This is a genomic window from Steroidobacter agaridevorans, from assembly GCF_009932555.1.
Lineage (GTDB): Bacteria > Pseudomonadota > Gammaproteobacteria > Steroidobacterales > Steroidobacteraceae > Steroidobacter > Steroidobacter agaridevorans.
Genome location: NZ_BLJO01000008.1, coordinates 87,313 through 104,260 on the forward strand (window position 1 = coordinate 87,313; position 16,948 = coordinate 104,260).

Genomic DNA, 16,948 nt, shown 5'->3' on the forward strand with positions numbered 1-16,948 from the left:
GGATCGATGGCCTAAGCCGCACTCCGACATTCGATCGCGGATGGAGCAGTAGAAGACTGCGGCGCAAGCCGGGCCTGCATGTCAGTGATCACGATCCGATGCATGGCGGAAATAACGTGATCGATAAAGAAGCGCGGGATGAAGCGGGCCGCCCCGCGTAGCTCGTAACGCGTCAGCATGTGCACGGAACACGTGCCGTCCTCGCGCGGCTCGATCTGGATCGTGCCGCCTTTCAGCAGAATGCGTGTGGCGTAACGGATCGATTGTTCGACGATGTCGAAGTCGATGCGCCGGCCGGAAGCGATCTGACGGATCTGCTTCGTGAGATACCCGCCGTCGCTGTACATGCAGCGGGAGATATCGCCGACCGCTCGATAAGCGCCGCTGGTTCGCTGGGGCACCGGCAGCACGGTGCGTAGAAGCAGCGAAGGTTGAATCTCGATGTGCTCGTAGAAACAAACCTTGTCCCAGGCGCGCTGCGCGCTGCAGGAAAGATCGCCGGAAGTGCAGGTGAAATGAACTTGCTTGCTCATGATTGAGATCCCTGTAGTGACGAGAGTTATTGGCGAGTGGAGGCAGCAGTCGGCACCACGGCGCTGAACAGCGCCATGCAGCCGATCAATTCGACGTTGCAATCGATGAAGCGCGCCGACAGTGCGGCATGCAGATCGCTAGAGCGATCGTTGGTGTTGTCGATGACGCGCAGACGACTGAGCAGCGGGTGAACGAGACGCCGGCTGATTCGCAACGGGACACCGTCATAAACCAGTGTGTAGCCGAAGATCTTGGTTCCCGGCCGGGTGAGCGGGCGGATGTTGTCGAAGACGCGGCTCTTGAACGGCAGGTCGCCAGCGAGGCAATGGATGATGCCGCCGAGCGCGACCGAGTCGAACGGACCGCCAGGAAGGCCCGTCATCGGGTCGAGCACATCTCGCAGATAAGTGCTCGGGCGATAGCGCGACAGCCGGCGGGCGGTGTGCGCCAGGCAGTTCGGTTGCAGATCGATCAGCGCGAGTCTGGGGTTGGGAGATTCGAAGCCGCAGCGGTCCAGAAAGAAACCGGTGCCGACGCCGATGTCCGCATGATTGAACGTAACGTGCCGACGATAGTGTTCGACCAGGACCTCCGGATCGCAGCCCCAGACGCGCGGGGCGACCAGGTTCACGATCAACGGGTCGTACACATGCAGGCCAAGCTTCGTGTAGGCCTTGATCGAATGCCGAGGCAGAGAAAGGGTAGCCAGCATGGCTCGGGTGCGAATGGCGTGGCGACGTTGACCACGACCCGAGCATCGATCGCTATGGCAGGCGCCGGCTTCCGCAAAGATCAGTGCGGATCAAAAATATTCCGGTAGCTTTCGAATCAACGATTTAGCGACTTCCAGAAAGATCATGGAGGAGTCTGGGAGCGCCGATAGTCGCCCGGCGACTGGCCAGTGGCCTCCTTGAAGGCCGCGTAGAACGCCGACTGCGAGCGGAATCCCGTGTCCATGCTGATCGACAGGATGGAACGGCTGGGCGCAGAAATAAGTAAAGTCTTCGCGGCGTTCACGCGGCACTCCCGAACATATCGGGAGAACCCAATGCCGAGCCGCGTGTTGATCAGCTCCGACAGCTGATGGCCCGACAGCCCGACCGCCTCGGCCAGGGAGGCCAGGCTCAGGCTCTCGTTCTGATACGCCTTGCCGTCGATCATGACCTGGTTGAGCTTCGCCAGGGAGGCATCCACGTCGACCTCTCGCAGGGTCGAGGAGCCATATTTGACGCGTGCGGCTTCGGTCAGGTCGCCGATCAGATTGGGATTGCCCACCAGCGCGACGAGCATGATGGCCACTCCGAGGGCGACGGCGTTGTTGTAGAAGTAATAGAAGTAGTCGTGATCGACGTACGGAATCGCAAAGCCGAGCCCGAGCACGATGACGGCCAGCACCGACATGACCGCGAAGTAGAGGAATTCGAAGCGGAACTGCTTGCGCTGGTCGCGCAGTCCATAGACCAGATTGCCCAGCCACAGCGAGTAGCCGGCGCCGAGCGTGAACAGGAGGGGCAGCGCAATCTTCAGCGGCAGCAGGAACAGCGCTGGGATGGGCAGGAAATGCAGCAGCTGGAAGGGGCGAAAGGTCTCGGTGGGCAGAATGGCCCAGCGTCCGAACGAGTAGAACGCCGGCGGCACCATGAAGAGCGCCAGCTTGTAATAGAAGTGCGCGAGCGGTTGTCCGCCACCCGTGAAGTACACGAGGTGCCCGACCTCGATCGTGGCCAGCGCGGCAACCAGCGCCGCGCACGAGGCGATGGAATAGATCGACTTGCCGGGCACGTCGATGAGCGCGACATAGGCGAGCAGCAGCAATACCGCGCTGACGGCGGCGAAGCCGGCGATAGCGATGTTGGTCAGGTCGAACAGTGAAAGATCGTTCATTCGGCAAGAGTGTAACTTGCCTGCTCACCAAACCTCACATCGCTGTTCGGCGGCGCGCACCATCGGTGCGTCGGCTTTGCATTGGAATGCCTGTTGGAACTCGGGCAGGTTGGACAGCGGGCCGATCACGCGATACTTGGCGATGGGGTGCGGATCTCCTTGCACCATGGAGCGCGCGAACTCCGGACGGATTTCATCGCCGCGGAACTGGCCCCATGCGATGAAGAACTGCTGTTCGGGAGTGAAGCCGTCGATCGTAGGCAGCGGCGGCTTGCCCCGGCGGGAGATCTCGAGCGCGCGATAGGCGATGCGCGCGCCGGCCAGATCGCCGATGCTTTCGCCGAGCACCAGCCTGCCGTTGTGATGAATGCCCGGCTCGATGAAATAACCGTCGAACTGTTTCACGACACAGGCGGTGCGCGTTTGAAACGCTTTGAGATCGGCGTCGCTCCACCAATTGTGCAGCCGGCCCTGGGCATCGTACTGGGCGCCTTGATCGTCGAAGCCGTGGCTGATCTCGTGGCCGATCACGACGCCGATGGCGCCATAGTTGACGGCATCGCTCGCGGCCAGGTCGAATGCGGGCGGCTGTAAAATGCCGGCGGGAAAGACGATCTCATTGAGCGCCGGGCTGTAGTACGCATCGGAAGTCGGCGGGGTCATGCCCCAGCGGCCGCGATCCAGCGGCTTGCCAATGGTCGACCAGTTGTCACGAATGTTGAACTGCCGTCCGGCGATCACGTTGTTCCAGTAGCTGTCGCGGCTGATGGGGACGGCGCTGTAATCGAGCCACTTGTCCGGATAGCCGACCTTCGGATTGAACGTCGCGAGCTTTTCGAGCGCGCGCTGCTTGGTGGCCGGCGTCATCCATTGCAGGCCTTCGATGGTCTCGCCCATCGCAAGGCGCAGGTTCTGCACCATCTCCTGCACGCGCGCTTTCGCCTGAGGCGGGAAGTACTTCTCGACGTAGATCTTGCCGACAGCCTCGCCCAACAATGCATCCGCCGACTCGGCGCATTGTTTCCAACGCGGCTTCATCTCTTTGGCGCCTTCCAGGTAGGCCGAGTTGAACGCGAAGTGTTCCTGCACGAACGGCTTGGAAAGCGACGGCGCCGCGGAATGCAACAGATGCCAGGTGAGATACGTCTTCCAGTCGGCGAGCGGCGTCGCGGCGAGCTGACGATCCACTTCTTTCATGAACTCCGGCTCGGCCACATTGAGCTCGCCGCGCGGCAGCTGGCTGGTCGAGTAGTACTGCTGCCAGTCGAAGTGCGGTGTCAGCTGCTGCAGCTGAGCGAAGGTCATTTTGTGATCGGTGGACTTCGGATCGCGCAGGGCTACGTTGTCGAGTGAATGCTGTGCCAGGGACGTTTCCATGCGCATCACTGTCCGGGCTGCGACCTTGGCGTCGCCGGCGGTGTGGCCGGCCAGCTCGAACATCTTCTGCACGTGTTCGAGATATTTGGCGCGGGCTTCCTCGAAGCGCGGCTCTTTCTTGAAGTAGTAGTCGCGGTCCGGCAGGCCGAGGCCGCTCGCGTCGATCTGCACGATCACATCATTTGGATTGCGGTCGTCGGACCAGCCATAGACGTTGAAGGGCATGGAAACGTTCATCGCATGCAAGCGCTGGATCTCGCGCTGTACGCCCGCGTTGTCGCGGATGCTGGCGATCTCCGTGAGCTGCGGCTTGAGCGGCTCGATGCCGAGGCGATCGATGCGGGCCTCGTCCATGCAGCTCGCATAGAAATCGCCGGTGAGCTGATCGATGCTGCCTTGCTGCGCTTTGGTTGCGGCGGCGGCTTCGAGAATGATCTTGAGTCGATCTTTGTTTGCTTCGCCCGCCGCCCAGCGCCGGCTCCAGCGCGGCATGGATGCGGGGATCGGGTTCTGCGCACGCCAGGCTCCATTGGCGTACGCGAAAAAGTCATTGCAAGGTTCGGCCTTGCGATCGATATCGCCGAGCTGGACGCCTTGGGGTCCGCCCTCGGCGGCGTAGGCCGAGCCGGCGATCAACACCAGAATGCCCACTGCCGATGACCACTTCATGCTGTTCTTCCCTGACGAAAGGACAGCATGAAGCCTACGTCACGCGCTCATCTCAAACAATTGCGCCCGTTGCTCGCGCCGTCATGCGGGGCGGCCGGTGATCGGCGGCTTGCTGACTTCCTCTGCTTCGAAGATCGTCTTGTACACAACGCCCGCGAGCGCGGCGCCGATGATGGGCATCACCCAGAACAGCCACAGTTGGCCGAGCGCCCAGTCACCGACGAACAGCGCGGGACCGGTGCTGCGCGCCGGGTTCACCGAAGTGTTGGTGACCGGAATGCTGATGAGATGAATGAGCGTCAACGCCAGGCCGATGGCGATGCCGGCGAAACCGACCGGCGCGCGTTTGTGAGTTGCGCCGAGAATGACGATCAGGAACATGAAGGTCATCACGACTTCGCTGACCGCGCCCGCCATCATGGAATAGCCGCCGGGCGAGTGTTCGCCATAGCCGTTGCTGGCGAAGCCGCCGGCGAGACTGAAATCCGGCGAGCCGCTGGCGATGACATACAACACGCCGGCGCCGACGATCGCGCCCACCACCTGCGCCACGATGTATGAAACAACCTGGTTTGCCGGGAATCGGCCGCCGGCCCAGAGCCCGACCGTCACCGCGGGGTTGAAATGACCGCCCGAGATCGGGCCCAGCGCATAGGCGCCGGTCAGGACGGTCAGACCGAAGGCGAGCGAGACGCCGGCCAGTCCGATCCCCAGCTCGGGAAAGGCCGCGGCCAGCACGGCGCTGCCGCAGCCGCCGAGCACCAGCCAGAAAGTGCCAACGAACTCAGCCATGAGCTTGGCAAACATACGAGACCACTCCTGATTGTTATTAGCGCCATCGTAAAAGGTGCGAGCGGACTCGCACACCAGCATTCGGGGCAGGCCCGGCAATATTAGTCTACGGAGCTTGCAACTTCGCGACGATGTCGCGAATTTCAGCGGGCGTATGTTCGCCTGCCAGCGGTGTTCCTGGCATGAGGTACTTACCCATATCCAGGCCGCCGATCAGCACGGGCTCGAAACCCACATCGCGGATCAGTTGCTTGGCGAGGGCGATGGCTTGTTCGTCATTGCCGGCCATGGGCATGCCCACCTTGCCGGGCGATTCGATAGCGGTGGCCATGCGAGCGGCGCCAATGGCGTTGAACGCGCGAACCAGGCGGGCGCCTGGCAGCAATTCGGCGGAGGTGAGGCCGGCGCCTTGCTCGCGAGCACGATTCGCAATCTCGCCGTCCCGGGCAGGGAAGGGATTGCAGGCATCGATCGCGATTCTGCCCTGGAGTGCGCTACCGAGGCTTTTAGCCAGTTCCGGCAGGGCGCCATAGGGAACGGCGATCAATACAGCGTGGCCGAAGGCAACGGCTTCGGCCGGCGAGCCGGCGCGGGCTTTGGCGCCGAGGCTGGCCGCGAGTTGTTTGTCGTGATCGAGATGGCGCGATGAGAACATCACCTCGTGTCCACTCTTGATCCAGCTGCCGCCGAGGGCGCTGCCGACCTTGCCGGAGCCGATGACGCCGATGCGCTTGTTCGTTACAACGGCCGCATGAGCAGGCAGGGCTCCGGATCCAACCAGGGCGGCCGCAGCCGCGAGCTTCAACAACCGCCGGCGGCTGGCGTCGATACCGGATAGGTTCATGGCGGGCTCCTGTTCAGCGAGCAAATATCTCACGAATGGATTTTTCACCCTGAGCGGTCACGTGCAGAGCCCGTGAGTGGGGCACACGTTTTGCCCAGCGTAGCTCCATCAACCGGGCGGCCAGCGCAGCGCCGAGCGCGCCAGCCAGATGATGGCGTCGTTCGCTCCAATCCACACAGGCCCGGCATAGCGGACGGCGCGTCTGCGGCAGGCGTGCGACGGACATTCCAAGCTTGCTCAGGAGCGACCAGCCCGAATCGTTCATCGTCAGGCCGTCGCTCCGATGCACGAAGCTGCCCTGTCGTTCCAGTCCGTCATAGATGAGGACGCCGAGCTCGCCCGCCAGATGGTCGTAACACAATCGCGCTTTGCGAAGCGCCGGGTCGCGCGGACCAAATGTTTGCTGCGGCGAGGTGAGTTGCGCCAGGCCCATCATTCCTTCCAGCAACTCCGCGACGTCGGCGTTGGCGATCCGGAAGTAACGATGGCGGCCCTGACTCTCGGCGGCGATCAGTTGAGCCTGTTGCAGTCGGGATAAATGGGAACTCATGGTCGAGCGAGTTACGCCGACTGCATCGGCAAGCTCCGTGGCGGTCAGCGCGCGACCGTCCATGAGCGCACCGAGAACCTGAGCCCTTCCGCGCTCGCCGATGACGGCGGCGACCCGCGCAATGTTGGGTCCTTCGTACATGGTTCGATCCCGATCGAAGCGTCCTCGACGCTGGAGCACTATCGTAGCGCTGCCACGGTAGAAGGCTAGAGCACTATGATCACCTGCTTTATTCGCTACGAAATCGACCCGTTCCAACGCGCCGCCTTCCGAGAGTACGCAGAGAACTGGGGGCGCATCATCCCTCGCTGCGGCGGCAATCTCCTGGGCTACTTCCTGCCGCACGAAGGCACGAACTACGTTGCCTGGGGATTGATTGGCTTCGACAGCCTGGCCTCGTATGAAACCTATCGAGCACGGTTGAAGGCCGATCCCGAAGGCTGCGCCAACTTCGAGTTCGCGCAGCAGCGCCGTTTCATCCTGCGCGAAGAGCGAACGTTTCTGGAGAGCGTCGAAAAATGATTGCGGTGATCTTCGAAGTCGTGCCGGCGCCCGGGCAGATGACTGCCTATCTGGACACGGCGGCCAGCCTGCGCCCCTTGCTCGACGGCATCGATGGCTTCATTTCGATCGAACGATTTCAAAGCCTCAGCGATTCCGGTCGCATCCTGTCGCTGTCCTTCTGGCGCGATGAAGAAGCAGTCCGCCAATGGCGTAACCTGCCGCCCCACCGTTCTGCGCAGGCCGCCGGTCGCGAGTCGATCTTTGCCGACTATCGGCTGCGCGTAGCGGCAGTTGTGCGTGACTATGGCATGCACAATAGAGATGAAGCGCCGGACGATTCGCGCGGCAGCTGAACGCGCTTCGATCCGTCCCTGTTTGAATCTATATATCCCTGACAACGATTGTGATCGCGCCGCTCGCGGCAGCATAATGACACCGGTGTCTACGCTCGCGAGGCAATTTCTTCGCAGGCGTGGGCATTACAAACAATGCAGACGTCACAACGTCTTGGGTGGAAGGATTCGTTCCCAGGGGGAAGTGCTATGAAGTACGGATACGCTTTGTTTGCTTTAGGGGCAATGGCGCTGAGCACGGTCGTAACTGCCGCGAATCGGCCGAGCGGTTACACCACCATATGCAGCGAGAACAAGCCATGCTCGGTGCCGGCATCGACCAATGTCGCGTTCGGCCGCGCCGATCAGTTCTTTTATAAAGTGTTGAGCGGCAGCTTCGTCTGTTCGGAGGCGACGTTCGGTGGTCGGATCGGGGGCGGTGTGAACGAGTGCTCGGTGCCTGCCGGCACGGTGCCGACCGATCCGCCGCCGACTGACCCGCCGACGCCGAATCTCGGTTACTACCCGGGTTGCGCGATGCCCACCTACACCGAAACCGTGCAGCTCACCGCGACCCATGTGGTGCCGGCGGGAACGGTCTTCGATGGTGGAAACAAACGTTACAACTTATCGGGCGGCAGCCAGAGCGAAGGGCAGCCCGCGGTGTTCGACGTTCAAGAGGGCGGCACGATCAGGAATGTGATCATTGGGCCGCTCGCGGCGGACGGCATTCATTGTCTCGGCAACTGCACGCTGGAGCGCGTGTGGTGGGAAGACATTGGCGAGGATGCCGCGACGGCGCTCGGCCCCGCCGGGACGGTCATGAACATCACTTGCGGTGCTGCCTACAAGGGCTCGGATAAAACATTCCAGTTCAACGGCCGCGGCGAGATGCGCATCAGCAACTTCTTTGTCGCCAATGCCGGCAAGCTGGTGCGCTCGTGTGGCGATTGCACGGGCAATGGCGGGCCGCGGCGCATCTTCGTCAACAATGTGATCACGCGCGACGTGTCGACGATCGTCGGCATCAACAGCAACTTCGGCGATGTCGCGACCATCCGCAACCTGACGTTGAACAACAGCGGCACCAGCAAGACCAAGATCTGTCAGGTGTACAAGGGCGTCGTGAAGGGGCAGGGCAGCACTTCGGCGCTCGGTGTGGAGTTCAACACGCCGAACTGCCAGGTCGGCCAGGGTGACGTCACGCTGTTGCCGCCGAGTCAGATGAATACGAGCGCCTGCGCGGGATCCTGCCCGATCCCGTAGCTACCTCGCCGCTCGAAGCAGCCGGCCGGTCACGCAATGATGCGGGGCCGGCCTTGCTGTCGTATTCTTCACGGTCCCGCGATTCGCGGGCACGTTCAAGTTGTGAAGGTAGTTTCGAGCGATGAGTGAGCACTGGCCGTCGTGGGGCCGGGAATGGCTGGGCGAGATCGTTCCTGTTTTCCAGGTGTTGTTGATCGTTCTGGTCGCGTTGCTGCTGCAGCGGCTGGCGCGGCGGGTGATGCGTCGGCTGGGCGAGCACAATGTGCCGGCCGAGATGCTCACCATCGGGCGGCGGATCTCGGCCTTTCTGATTTACGGCGCGGCGCTGCTGCTCGTGCTGGAACGGCTGGGCGTGTCCGCTTCGGTGCTGTGGGCGGCCTTCACGGGTTTTGCTGCCGTGGCCGCGGTGGCGTTCTTCGCCGTGTGGAGCGTGCTCTCCAACCTTTTCTGTTCGGTGCTGATCTTCGCCACGCGTCCGTTCCGGCTCTACGATCGCATCGAGGTGCTGGAGAACGGCGAGAAGCTGGGTCTGAAGGGCCGCGTCATCGATATCAATCTGATCTACACGACGCTGCAGGAAGACGGCGCCGACGACGGCCAGCCCGGTCCGACGTTGCAGATCCCGAACAGCCTGTTCTTCCAGCGCGCCGTGCGGCGCTTTCGCCCGGGCGGCTGATGCGCTTCAGCGGCCCGCTCGTCCTCGCTGCTTTTCCACATACATCAGCGCATCCGCCTGAGCGAGCATCTCTTCGACGGATAAGGTGTGTTGCGGATCGGTGGCGACGATGCCGACGCTGATGCACAGGGCATAGCGCCGCTCGGGTCTGGCATTGCGGGTCTGCAGTTCCTCGGTCAGACGCTGGCGAATCGATGTTTCGCTGTTTTCCGCCGTCGCCGGCAGCAATACGGCGAATTCATCGCCGCCGAGACGGCCGAGGATGTCCGAGCCTCTGAAGCAAATTCGCAGCACCTCGGCGATCTCGGCGATGGCCGCATCGCCGGCTTGATGGCCCAGCGTATCGTTGATGGGCTTCAACCGGTCCATGTCGATGAACGCGACGACGAAATGCTCGCCGGTGCGTCTCGCCAGCATGGCGTGCTGTTCGGCAAGCATCAGAAAGCCGCGGCGATTGGCCAGGCCGGTGAGCTCATCGATCGTCGATTCCTTACGCAGCGCCATCTGCAGCCCATGACGCTCGAGCGCGTAGCGCAGCGCTCGCACCAACAGACTGGTGTTCAGCTGACCTTTGATCAGATAGTCCTGAGCTCCCGCATGCAGCGCCTGAATGGCGGATGCTTCGTCATCGAGCCCGGTCAGCACGACCAACGGCACTGCGGGCGCGGCGAGCTGGACTTTGCGGACGGCCTCCACGCCGCCGGCATCGGGCAGGCCCAGGTCGAGAACGATCATGTCCGGCGTGCCCTGGGCGAGAAACGCCAGCGCGTGGTCGACGCAGGCGCGATGAGCTACTTCGAATTGAAAGGCGCGTGTTTCCTTGATGGTTTCGGTGAACAACAGGGCGTCGCCCGGATTGTCCTCGACCAGTAATAAACGGATCGGCCGGTCAAACATCGACTGCTCCGTGCGGCAGTTTGACGAAGTTGAGCCAGAAGCTTTCGATCGAGCTTGCGACCCGCAGGAACTGTTCCAGGTCCACCGGCTTGCTGATGTAACAATTGGCGTGGCTGCTGTATGCGCGTGCGATGTCCTCCTCCGCCGTGGAAGTCGTCAGCACGACGACCGGAATCTGCCGCAGATGTTCGTCCGATTTGATCTCGGCCAGCACTTCGCGCCCGTCCTTCCTCGGCAGGTTGAGATCCAGGAGGATGATGTCCGGATGCTTCGCCTCGCTGTACGGCTGCTGTCTGCGCAGGTATGCCATGGCCTCCACGCCGTCGCGCACGACGGTGACGTTGTTGATGACCTTGCCTTCCTTGAATGCTTCCAGGGTCAGCCGTGCGTCGCCCGGGTTGTCCTCCACGAGCAGGATTTCGATGGCTCTGGTGATCATGTGATCGCACCTTCTGCGCGCGGGATGGTGAATTGGAAGTTGGAGCCGAAGCCGGGTTGGGATTCCACCCAGATGCGGCCGCGATGCCGTGCCACGATCTTGTGACATAGCGCGAGCCCGATGCCGGTGCCGGAGTATTGCTCGCGCGTGTGCAGCCGCTTGAACATTTGAAAGATGCGCTCGAAATACTGCGGTTCGATGCCGATGCCGTTGTCGCGAACCGAGAAGACCCAGTGATCGCCCGCGGACGTGGCGCTGACGTGCACTTCGGGCCGCGGCCGGTTGCAGTACTTGAGCGCGTTGCCGATGAGATTCTGGAACAGCTGAGTGAGCTGAGTGCTGTAGCCGAGCACCGTCGGCAGCGGATCGACAGTGACGACGGCGTTCTTGTCCTGGATGGACTGGCGCAGCTGATTGATGGCGCTGGCGCAGAGCGAAGCCGCATCGATGGGTTGAGGCGACTGGCCTTTCATCGACAGTTTTGCGTACGACAGCAGATCGAGAATGAGTGTCTGCATCCGCTGCGCGCCGTCGACGGCATAGCGGATGTATTCGTCCGCGTCGGAATCCAGCTTGCCCTGATACTTTCGAGCGAGCAGCTGAGTGAAGCTCGCGACCATGCGCAACGGCTCCTGCAGGTCATGCGAAGCCACGTACGCGAATTGCTCGAGCTCGGCGTTCGAGCGCGCCAGATCCTCGGCATTGCGTGCGATCTGCTGCTGAGCGCGGGTGCGCTCGACAACCTGGCCGAGTTGCGCACCGACATTGGCCATCACGTTCAGCAACTCTTCGTCCGGCTCCTCGACCTTGTGCGAGAAGAACTCCAGCACCGCGACCACTTCGCCCTGGACCAACACCGGAAAGCCGAAGGCGCCGCGTACGTCGAGATCCGCGGCAGCCATCTTCTCCGTGAACTCGCTTTCCACCAGCAAGTCGCGGATCCAGGCCGGCTTGCCGCTCTTGACCACGCGCCCCGGCACGCCCATGCCGCTATACAAGCGAGTGCTTTGGGTCGCGTCGCAAAGCGAAGCGAACCGCTCGTCGCGCTCGATGTGCCATAGCGAGCTGGAGACCAATTCCTTGCCCGAGCCCGGCGTATAGAAATAGACGTGTCCCACCGGCCAGCCGGTGTGTGCGCAGATTCGATCCAGCGCGAACTGCATGGCCGCCTCGATGGAGGTTGCTTCGTTAGCCGCGACCGCCACCGACTGCAGCAACTCCTTGAACGACACCTGCCGATGCAGCGCCTGGGTCGTCTGTTCCAACTCGCCGATGCCGTGCTCGATGCGCACCAGCGCGGGCCGCAACACCACGAATCCTTGCAGGATCAAGACGCCGAGCAGACAGATGATCAGGCCGACATAGACTCGATCCCGCAGATTCTGACGGGCGAGGGATTCGCGCTCGTACTGGCGCGCGATCTCGCTCATGATCCTCAGATAGGATTGTTCGTGCGCCAGGATCTGTTCGACCAGCTTGGAACCGTCCATGGCCGCCCGTGAATTGCCGGCCGTTGTGAGACTGCGCAGCGACTCGAGCATGGCGCGATAAGGCGCGTCGAGCCAGCCGAACATTTGCATCACTTCAGCGCTGTTCGTGCCCGAGGCGCCGAAAACGGGATCGCTTTGTTTCAACGCTTCGTGCGAACTGCGCCATTTGCGCACGGCTTCCTTGATGCGAGCGATGACCGGCTCCCTGGCCGCTCCCTCGGGCAGAGTGGCAAGCAGCAGCACTTCCTTGGTGAGCTCCTGACTCAAGATGCTCTGTTGCCCGGCGGTGCTGATCAGGCGCGCGTGTTGCCGGAGCTGTCGCCCCTCCTGCTCGACCAGTACCGCGCCCAGCACGGCCAGCAGGCCGAGCACTCCCAGAAACAGGAAATGACGCACCGTCAGCTGGCGCGTGTGCGACAGCATATCGATCTTCAGGTTGGTCAGCGGGACCATGCCGAGCACCAGTAGCGTGACGAACACGATGCCGACGGTGCCTAGCGCCGACACGCTCACTGCATGCGAAAGATCGTGAAAATGCATCGTGGACGGCGTGAAAGTCACTGCCGCCATGCCGGTGTAGTGCATGACTGGAATCGCCGCGCCCATGACCAGCGCCGCGATGAGCTTCTTCTTGCTCCAGGCAGTGGCATCGGTGCGCAGATGGAATGTGAGCCACAGCGCCACGAAGGAGATGACGATGGCCAGCAGCACCGAGAGCCCGACCAGGCCCGGGGAATAGGTGTGATAGGCGGCCATGCGCATCGCTTCCATGCCGACGTAGTGCATGGTGGCGATGCCGCTGCCCATCAAGATGCTGCCGAGCACGGCGCGGGGCACGCCCATTCGCTGCCGGCTTACGACGAATAACGCCACCGCCGAGGCCAGCATGGCAGCGAGCAGCGACAGCAGCACCGTCGGCCAGTCATAACGCACCGGGATCGGCAGCTGGAAGGCCAGCATGCCGACGTAGTGCATGGACCAGATGCCCACGCCCATCGAGACTGCGCCGCCGGTGAGGCGCAGTAGCCGCATCGAGCCCCGCGCGGCCGTGACTCGCGCGGCGAAATCGAGCGCGGCGTAGGAGGCCAGGATCGCGATGACGACGGAAAGAGCGACCAGCAAATAATCGTACGAGCCGCTCAGTGCCGTTGCAGATGACGACATGGTCGGTCCTTCTGTTTGTCGTTGCGGCTTTGATTTGACTTGGGATAGACCCCGTTTGTCGCCGCAACCAACCCTCGGTCCGTCGCGATTTTGTATTTGTCATAGTCAGAACGCAAAGGACCCGCGCGTAGGTATTAACCACGGTTTGCGCCGTTGACCGCGCATCGCCCTCGGCGTTTGCAACTAGACACACCGCAACGAATCTCCGATGATCCGACCCCACGTCGTCGTTGCTGCGACACGTGAGCAGCAACAGCGAGTGTCACGATGAAGCGGCTGGAAGATCGCGCCGTTGCGCGCCCGATGATTTCGGGGAGCGCGATGGATGAGGCGATCAACGCAAAAGACTGGACAGGCCATGCGTTGGGGACGATCGAGAAGTGGCCGCTGAGTTTGCGAACCGCACTCGGCATCTGTCTCGGCTTCCCCGCGCCCGCATGCATTGCATGGGGCGGGCAACGTACGCAGATTTATAACGACGCCTATTCGCAGGTGTCGCTCATCCGTGCCGACGCGCTCGGCGTGGACTTCGCCCACAGCTGGGCGCAGTCGTGGCCAGCGATGCATGCCTGTTTCGAGCGAGCTGCTCGCGGCGAGCCGGCGCGGCTGGAGAATCAATCGGTCTCATTCGATCGTGACGGGGGCAGCGAGCCGACGGTGACGACGTTTTGTTTCGTGCCGGTGCCCGACGACTCGGGCGGCATCGGCGGGGTGCTGATCACTTTGCTCGAGGCAAGCTCGGCGGAACTGCGTGACGAACTGCGGCGTAGCAAAGTCGCGCTCGAGCAGCATGCGCATGTCATCTCTCATGATTTCCGCGCGCCGCTGCGGATGCTCGAGCAGATGTCGAAGATTCTCGTGACAGATCATGCCGAGCACTTGCCGGCGCGGGCGGCGGGTCTGCTCAATCATATTGGCACCGGCGCGGCGAAGCTTGCGTTGCGGGCCGAGCTGCTCACGCGGTTCGATACCATCAGCCAGCATCCGCTGCATCGACAGAATGTGGATATCGCGGCAATGATCGGCAAGATCGTCGCAGAGCTGCGGGCCGCGGCGCCCGATCGTCAGGTCGAAGTGGTGCTCGAAGAGCTGCCCGCGGCCGATGCGGATTTCGAGCTGTTGCGTCTCGTGTGGCACAACCTGTTGGCGAACGCGTTCAAGTTCACCCGTCACGCAGCGCAGCCGCGCATCGAGGTGAGCGGCAAGCGCCAAGGGCATCACATGGTTTACTCCATCAAGGACAACGGCGTGGGCTTCGATCCCAAGTACGCGCGCCGCTTGTTCGGATTCTTTCAGCGCATGCACACCGAAGAGGAGTTCGAAGGGCTTGGGATGGGGCTGGCCCTGGCGAAGCGGCTGATCGAGCGGCATGGCGGCACGATCTGGGTCGAGGCCGAGAAAGGCCGCGGCGCGGAGTTTCGTTTCACGCTGCCCGCATGACGTTTTCCATGAGCGCGCACATCCTCATCATCGAAGACAATGAAATGAGCCTGGCGCTGGCCGAGTATCTGCTGCGCGACGCCGGCTACATCGTCAGCAGCGCGACCGATGGCGGCAATGGCATGCGCCTGGCGCTGGAGAACACTGCGCAGCTGATTCTTTGTGACCTGGACTTACCCGTGATCGAAGGTCCGCAACTGGTGCAGGCACTGCGAGCGAGCAGTGAATGGCGCAAAGTGCCGGTGCTGGCGTTCACCGCGGCCTCGATGAGTCAGGAGCAGCGGCAGGCGCTGGCTGCGGACTTTGACGGCTGCCTCGTCAAGCCGGTCGATCCAGCCTCATTCGCCGCCACCATCGGCCAGCATCTGGACCCCGGGATGCGCGTTTCTCAGGGATAGAGCGTTTTCGTGAAATTCACCGTCCACACCACATCGATGCTGCAACGCCTGCGCTATCTCGCGGTGGCGCTGCTGTTGCTCGTGTCGTCCGCGGCGAGTCCTCAGAACAACTCGTTCGCGGTCGACGTCATCGTCAGTCCCTCGCTGGCGGAAATAACATTGGACCGCAGCCTGTTGCGTGCCGTGTTCACGATGCGAGTGCGCGAATGGCCGGATGGCACGCCGGTTCGCGTGTTCGTGCTGCCCGATGACAATCCGCTCAGCGATCGGTTCTATCGAGAACGCCTCGGCATGTACTCCTACGTGTTGCGTCGGGCCTGGGATCGCATGGTTTTCACTGGCACCGGCTTTGCTCCGACCGTGGTGCGCTCGGAAAGCGAGATGATCGAGCTGGTGCGCTCCACGCCCGGCGCGATCGGATTCGTGCGTAAGCGCGAGACCTCGTCGCGAGCTCGCCCGATGCCGCCGCGCTGGCAAATCGTGCTGCTGGCGGCGCCCGCCCATGAGTAACCCATTGCGCATCGCAGCCGTATTCGCCGCGATTTGTTTCAGCGGCTCGGCGGCCGCTATCGACTATCAAGTGCACGGCTACGCGGCCCAAGGCTTCGTGCTGAGTCGGCACAACGATTTCTTTGGCGACAGCACCGACGGCAGCTTCGACTACTACGAGGCGGGCATCAATGCAGCGGTGCAAGTGCAGCCGAACTTGACGTTCGCAGCCCAGGCGGCGATCCGCGATGCGGGCATCAGCGACGATGGCTCATTGCGATTGGACTACGCCGTGGCCGACTATCGCCTGGTCTCGGAGGCGAGCATCCAGGCGGGCTTGCGAGCCGGCAAAGTGAAGAACGCTCTTGGCTTCTATAATGAGACGCGCGACGTGGTGTTCACGCGGCCGAGCATCCTGCTGCCTTCCGTCTACAGCGACAATCAGAATCAACGGAGCCTGATCTTCACATCGCCGGGCGCGCAGGTTTATGGAGGCGCCGTCATCGGGGTGCATGAGCTGTCGTTCACGGGGACTCTCAATGCCGAGCGGGACGTGCGCAAGTCCGACGAGCGCTTGCTGGTCTCCTTGACCGTGCCCTTCGATCTTCGAATCGGCGATTCCTGGAACGTTCAGATCATGGATTCCATCGACGGCGGCAAGTGGCAGCTCGCCTATAGCCGTTTCTCCGGCCAGTTCCGTTTGTCGACCGCGCCGGAGATCGATCTGGTCGGCCGCTTCGATGTGGACCTGAATGTTTTCTCGGCGCGTTACAACGCCGAGCGCTTCACTGTCACCGCCGAGTACGTGCTGGTCGACAATGACAACCGGCTGACATTCATGGGCGCTCCGTTCTTGCATCAACGTGTTGCGGCGGATAGCGGATATCTCCAGGCCGAGTATCGTGTGCGCTCCGACTGGACGCTGATGGCGAGAATGGACGGCTTCTACAGCGATCGTCACGATCGCAGCGGCCATGACTTCGCGGCGGCCAATCCCGGCGTCGACCGCCGCTCGCGGTTCAGTCATGACTTCACGGTCGGCGTCAACTGGCGCCCCGGCGAACATTGGGGCTTCTGGGCCGAGCACCACTGGATCAACGGCACGGCAACGCTGCAGCCGCTGGAGAATCCGCCGCCGGTGCGCGATCAACGCTGGTCCATGCTCATGTTGATGGCGGGTTATAAATTCTGAGCGGCGTGCAT

At 62.4% G+C, this 16,948-nt stretch carries 18 protein-coding genes; 8 read left to right on the forward strand and 10 right to left on the reverse strand.

Going from position 1 to position 16,948, the window contains the following annotated elements; translation table 11 throughout:
• Positions 1 to 11: 11 nt before the first annotated feature.
• The 7 genes from GYH35_RS26145 to GYH35_RS26175 all read right to left on the reverse strand — a co-directional run bounded on the left by GYH35_RS26145 (position 12) and on the right by GYH35_RS26175 (position 6,791).
• Positions 12 to 533: a hypothetical protein gene (locus GYH35_RS26145; RefSeq protein WP_161829939.1), complete on the reverse strand. Its 522-nt coding sequence runs from the start codon at positions 531 to 533 to the stop codon at positions 12 to 14.
• Positions 534 to 559: 26 nt separating this feature from the next.
• Positions 560 to 1,246: a class I SAM-dependent methyltransferase gene (locus GYH35_RS26150; RefSeq protein ID WP_161829940.1), complete on the reverse strand. Its 687-nt coding sequence runs from the start codon at positions 1,244 to 1,246 to the stop codon at positions 560 to 562.
• A 143-nt stretch (positions 1,247 to 1,389) separates the two neighbouring features.
• Positions 1,390 to 2,418 (reverse strand): AraC family transcriptional regulator, encoded by a 1,029-nt coding sequence (locus tag GYH35_RS26155; RefSeq protein WP_161829941.1) that lies wholly within the window; start codon positions 2,416 to 2,418, stop codon positions 1,390 to 1,392.
• Between the two features lie 24 nt (positions 2,419 to 2,442).
• Entirely contained in the window at positions 2,443 to 4,464 is a 2,022-nt protein-coding gene (locus tag GYH35_RS26160) for a M13 family metallopeptidase (RefSeq protein WP_161829942.1), read from the reverse strand.
• Positions 4,465 to 4,545: 81 nt separating this feature from the next.
• On the reverse strand, positions 4,546 to 5,271 hold the full coding sequence (gene aqpZ, locus GYH35_RS26165; protein ID WP_161813176.1) for an aquaporin Z: 726 nt from the start codon (positions 5,269 to 5,271) through the stop codon (positions 4,546 to 4,548).
• A gap of 91 nt (positions 5,272 to 5,362) precedes the next feature.
• Positions 5,363 to 6,100, reverse strand: a complete 738-nt coding sequence (locus GYH35_RS26170; RefSeq protein ID WP_202624715.1) for an NADPH-dependent F420 reductase — start codon at positions 6,098 to 6,100, stop codon at positions 5,363 to 5,365.
• A 13-nt stretch (positions 6,101 to 6,113) separates the two neighbouring features.
• Positions 6,114 to 6,791, reverse strand: a complete 678-nt coding sequence (locus tag GYH35_RS26175) for an ArsR/SmtB family transcription factor (RefSeq protein WP_161813177.1) — start codon at positions 6,789 to 6,791, stop codon at positions 6,114 to 6,116.
• Between the two features lie 75 nt (positions 6,792 to 6,866).
• Between GYH35_RS26175 and GYH35_RS26180 the strand changes: the two genes are divergently transcribed.
• The 4 genes from GYH35_RS26180 (at position 6,867) to GYH35_RS26195 (ending at position 9,428) form a co-directional block, all read left to right on the forward strand.
• Entirely contained in the window at positions 6,867 to 7,172 is a 306-nt protein-coding gene (locus GYH35_RS26180; protein WP_161813178.1) for an NIPSNAP family protein, read from the forward strand.
• Positions 7,169 to 7,507 (forward strand): antibiotic biosynthesis monooxygenase family protein, encoded by a 339-nt coding sequence (locus tag GYH35_RS26185; protein ID WP_161829943.1) that lies wholly within the window; start codon positions 7,169 to 7,171, stop codon positions 7,505 to 7,507. The genes GYH35_RS26180 and GYH35_RS26185 overlap by 4 nt, the downstream gene beginning before the upstream one ends.
• A gap of 189 nt (positions 7,508 to 7,696) precedes the next feature.
• The gene (locus tag GYH35_RS26190) at positions 7,697 to 8,752 is read left to right on the forward strand and encodes a pectate lyase (protein WP_161829944.1); all 1,056 of its coding nucleotides are present in this window, start codon (positions 7,697 to 7,699) and stop codon (positions 8,750 to 8,752) included.
• Between the two features lie 121 nt (positions 8,753 to 8,873).
• Positions 8,874 to 9,428: a mechanosensitive ion channel family protein gene (locus GYH35_RS26195; RefSeq protein ID WP_161813181.1), complete on the forward strand. Its 555-nt coding sequence runs from the start codon at positions 8,874 to 8,876 to the stop codon at positions 9,426 to 9,428.
• A 6-nt stretch (positions 9,429 to 9,434) separates the two neighbouring features.
• On the opposite strand, the gene GYH35_RS26200 is transcribed toward GYH35_RS26195, so the two are convergent.
• Genes GYH35_RS26200 through GYH35_RS26210 form a run of 3 tightly spaced genes read right to left on the reverse strand, consistent with a single transcriptional unit; the run spans position 9,435 to position 13,418 of the window.
• On the reverse strand, positions 9,435 to 10,325 hold the full coding sequence (locus GYH35_RS26200) for a GGDEF domain-containing response regulator (RefSeq protein WP_161813182.1): 891 nt from the start codon (positions 10,323 to 10,325) through the stop codon (positions 9,435 to 9,437).
• Positions 10,318 to 10,764 carry a response regulator gene (locus tag GYH35_RS26205; protein WP_161813183.1) on the reverse strand — a complete coding sequence of 149 codons (447 nt, stop codon included), beginning with the start codon at positions 10,762 to 10,764 and terminating at the stop codon, positions 10,318 to 10,320. The genes GYH35_RS26200 and GYH35_RS26205 overlap by 8 nt, the downstream gene beginning before the upstream one ends.
• Complete coding sequence (locus GYH35_RS26210; protein ID WP_161813184.1) at positions 10,761 to 13,418, reverse strand: MHYT domain-containing protein; 2,658 nt, start codon at positions 13,416 to 13,418, stop codon at positions 10,761 to 10,763. The genes GYH35_RS26205 and GYH35_RS26210 overlap by 4 nt, the downstream gene beginning before the upstream one ends.
• Positions 13,419 to 13,685: 267 nt before the next feature.
• On the opposite strand from GYH35_RS26210, the gene GYH35_RS26215 reads away from it, so the two are divergent.
• The 4 genes from GYH35_RS26215 to GYH35_RS26230 are packed head-to-tail and all read left to right on the forward strand — an operon-like array spanning position 13,686 to position 16,937.
• Positions 13,686 to 14,858, forward strand: a complete 1,173-nt coding sequence (locus GYH35_RS26215; RefSeq protein WP_161829945.1) for a sensor histidine kinase — start codon at positions 13,686 to 13,688, stop codon at positions 14,856 to 14,858.
• A gap of 8 nt (positions 14,859 to 14,866) precedes the next feature.
• Positions 14,867 to 15,256, forward strand: coding sequence for a response regulator (locus tag GYH35_RS26220; RefSeq protein ID WP_161813186.1), 390 nt, complete (start codon positions 14,867 to 14,869; stop codon positions 15,254 to 15,256).
• 9 nt (positions 15,257 to 15,265) lie between these two features.
• Complete coding sequence (locus tag GYH35_RS26225; protein ID WP_202624717.1) at positions 15,266 to 15,766, forward strand: type 2 periplasmic-binding domain-containing protein; 501 nt, start codon at positions 15,266 to 15,268, stop codon at positions 15,764 to 15,766.
• On the forward strand, positions 15,759 to 16,937 hold the full coding sequence (locus tag GYH35_RS26230) for a porin family protein (protein ID WP_161829946.1): 1,179 nt from the start codon (positions 15,759 to 15,761) through the stop codon (positions 16,935 to 16,937). The genes GYH35_RS26225 and GYH35_RS26230 overlap by 8 nt, the downstream gene beginning before the upstream one ends.
• The last annotated feature ends 11 nt before the right edge of the window (positions 16,938 to 16,948 follow it).

Bases quoted from the DNA above. Each gene is read 5' to 3' on its own strand.
- GYH35_RS26145 (WP_161829939.1), bottom strand. From the start codon at position 533: ATGAGCAAGCAAGTTCATTTCACCTGCACTTCCGGCGATCTTTCCTGC.
- GYH35_RS26150 (WP_161829940.1), bottom strand. From the start codon at position 1,246: ATGCTGGCTACCCTTTCTCTGCCTCGGCATTCGATCAAGGCCTACACG.
- GYH35_RS26155 (WP_161829941.1), bottom strand. From the start codon at position 2,418: ATGAACGATCTTTCACTGTTCGACCTGACCAACATCGCTATCGCCGGC.
- GYH35_RS26160 (WP_161829942.1), bottom strand. From the start codon at position 4,464: ATGAAGTGGTCATCGGCAGTGGGCATTCTGGTGTTGATCGCCGGCTCG.
- aqpZ (WP_161813176.1), bottom strand. From the start codon at position 5,271: ATGTTTGCCAAGCTCATGGCTGAGTTCGTTGGCACTTTCTGGCTGGTG.
- GYH35_RS26170 (WP_202624715.1), bottom strand. From the start codon at position 6,100: ATGAACCTATCCGGTATCGACGCCAGCCGCCGGCGGTTGTTGAAGCTC.
- GYH35_RS26175 (WP_161813177.1), bottom strand. From the start codon at position 6,791: ATGTACGAAGGACCCAACATTGCGCGGGTCGCCGCCGTCATCGGCGAG.
- GYH35_RS26180 (WP_161813178.1), top strand. From the start codon at position 6,867: ATGATCACCTGCTTTATTCGCTACGAAATCGACCCGTTCCAACGCGCC.
- GYH35_RS26185 (WP_161829943.1), top strand. From the start codon at position 7,169: ATGATTGCGGTGATCTTCGAAGTCGTGCCGGCGCCCGGGCAGATGACT.
- GYH35_RS26190 (WP_161829944.1), top strand. From the start codon at position 7,697: ATGAAGTACGGATACGCTTTGTTTGCTTTAGGGGCAATGGCGCTGAGC.
- GYH35_RS26195 (WP_161813181.1), top strand. From the start codon at position 8,874: ATGAGTGAGCACTGGCCGTCGTGGGGCCGGGAATGGCTGGGCGAGATC.
- GYH35_RS26200 (WP_161813182.1), bottom strand. From the start codon at position 10,325: ATGTTTGACCGGCCGATCCGTTTATTACTGGTCGAGGACAATCCGGGC.
- GYH35_RS26205 (WP_161813183.1), bottom strand. From the start codon at position 10,764: ATGATCACCAGAGCCATCGAAATCCTGCTCGTGGAGGACAACCCGGGC.
- GYH35_RS26210 (WP_161813184.1), bottom strand. From the start codon at position 13,418: ATGTCGTCATCTGCAACGGCACTGAGCGGCTCGTACGATTATTTGCTG.
- GYH35_RS26215 (WP_161829945.1), top strand. From the start codon at position 13,686: ATGAAGCGGCTGGAAGATCGCGCCGTTGCGCGCCCGATGATTTCGGGG.
- GYH35_RS26220 (WP_161813186.1), top strand. From the start codon at position 14,867: ATGAGCGCGCACATCCTCATCATCGAAGACAATGAAATGAGCCTGGCG.
- GYH35_RS26230 (WP_161829946.1), top strand. From the start codon at position 15,759: ATGAGTAACCCATTGCGCATCGCAGCCGTATTCGCCGCGATTTGTTTC.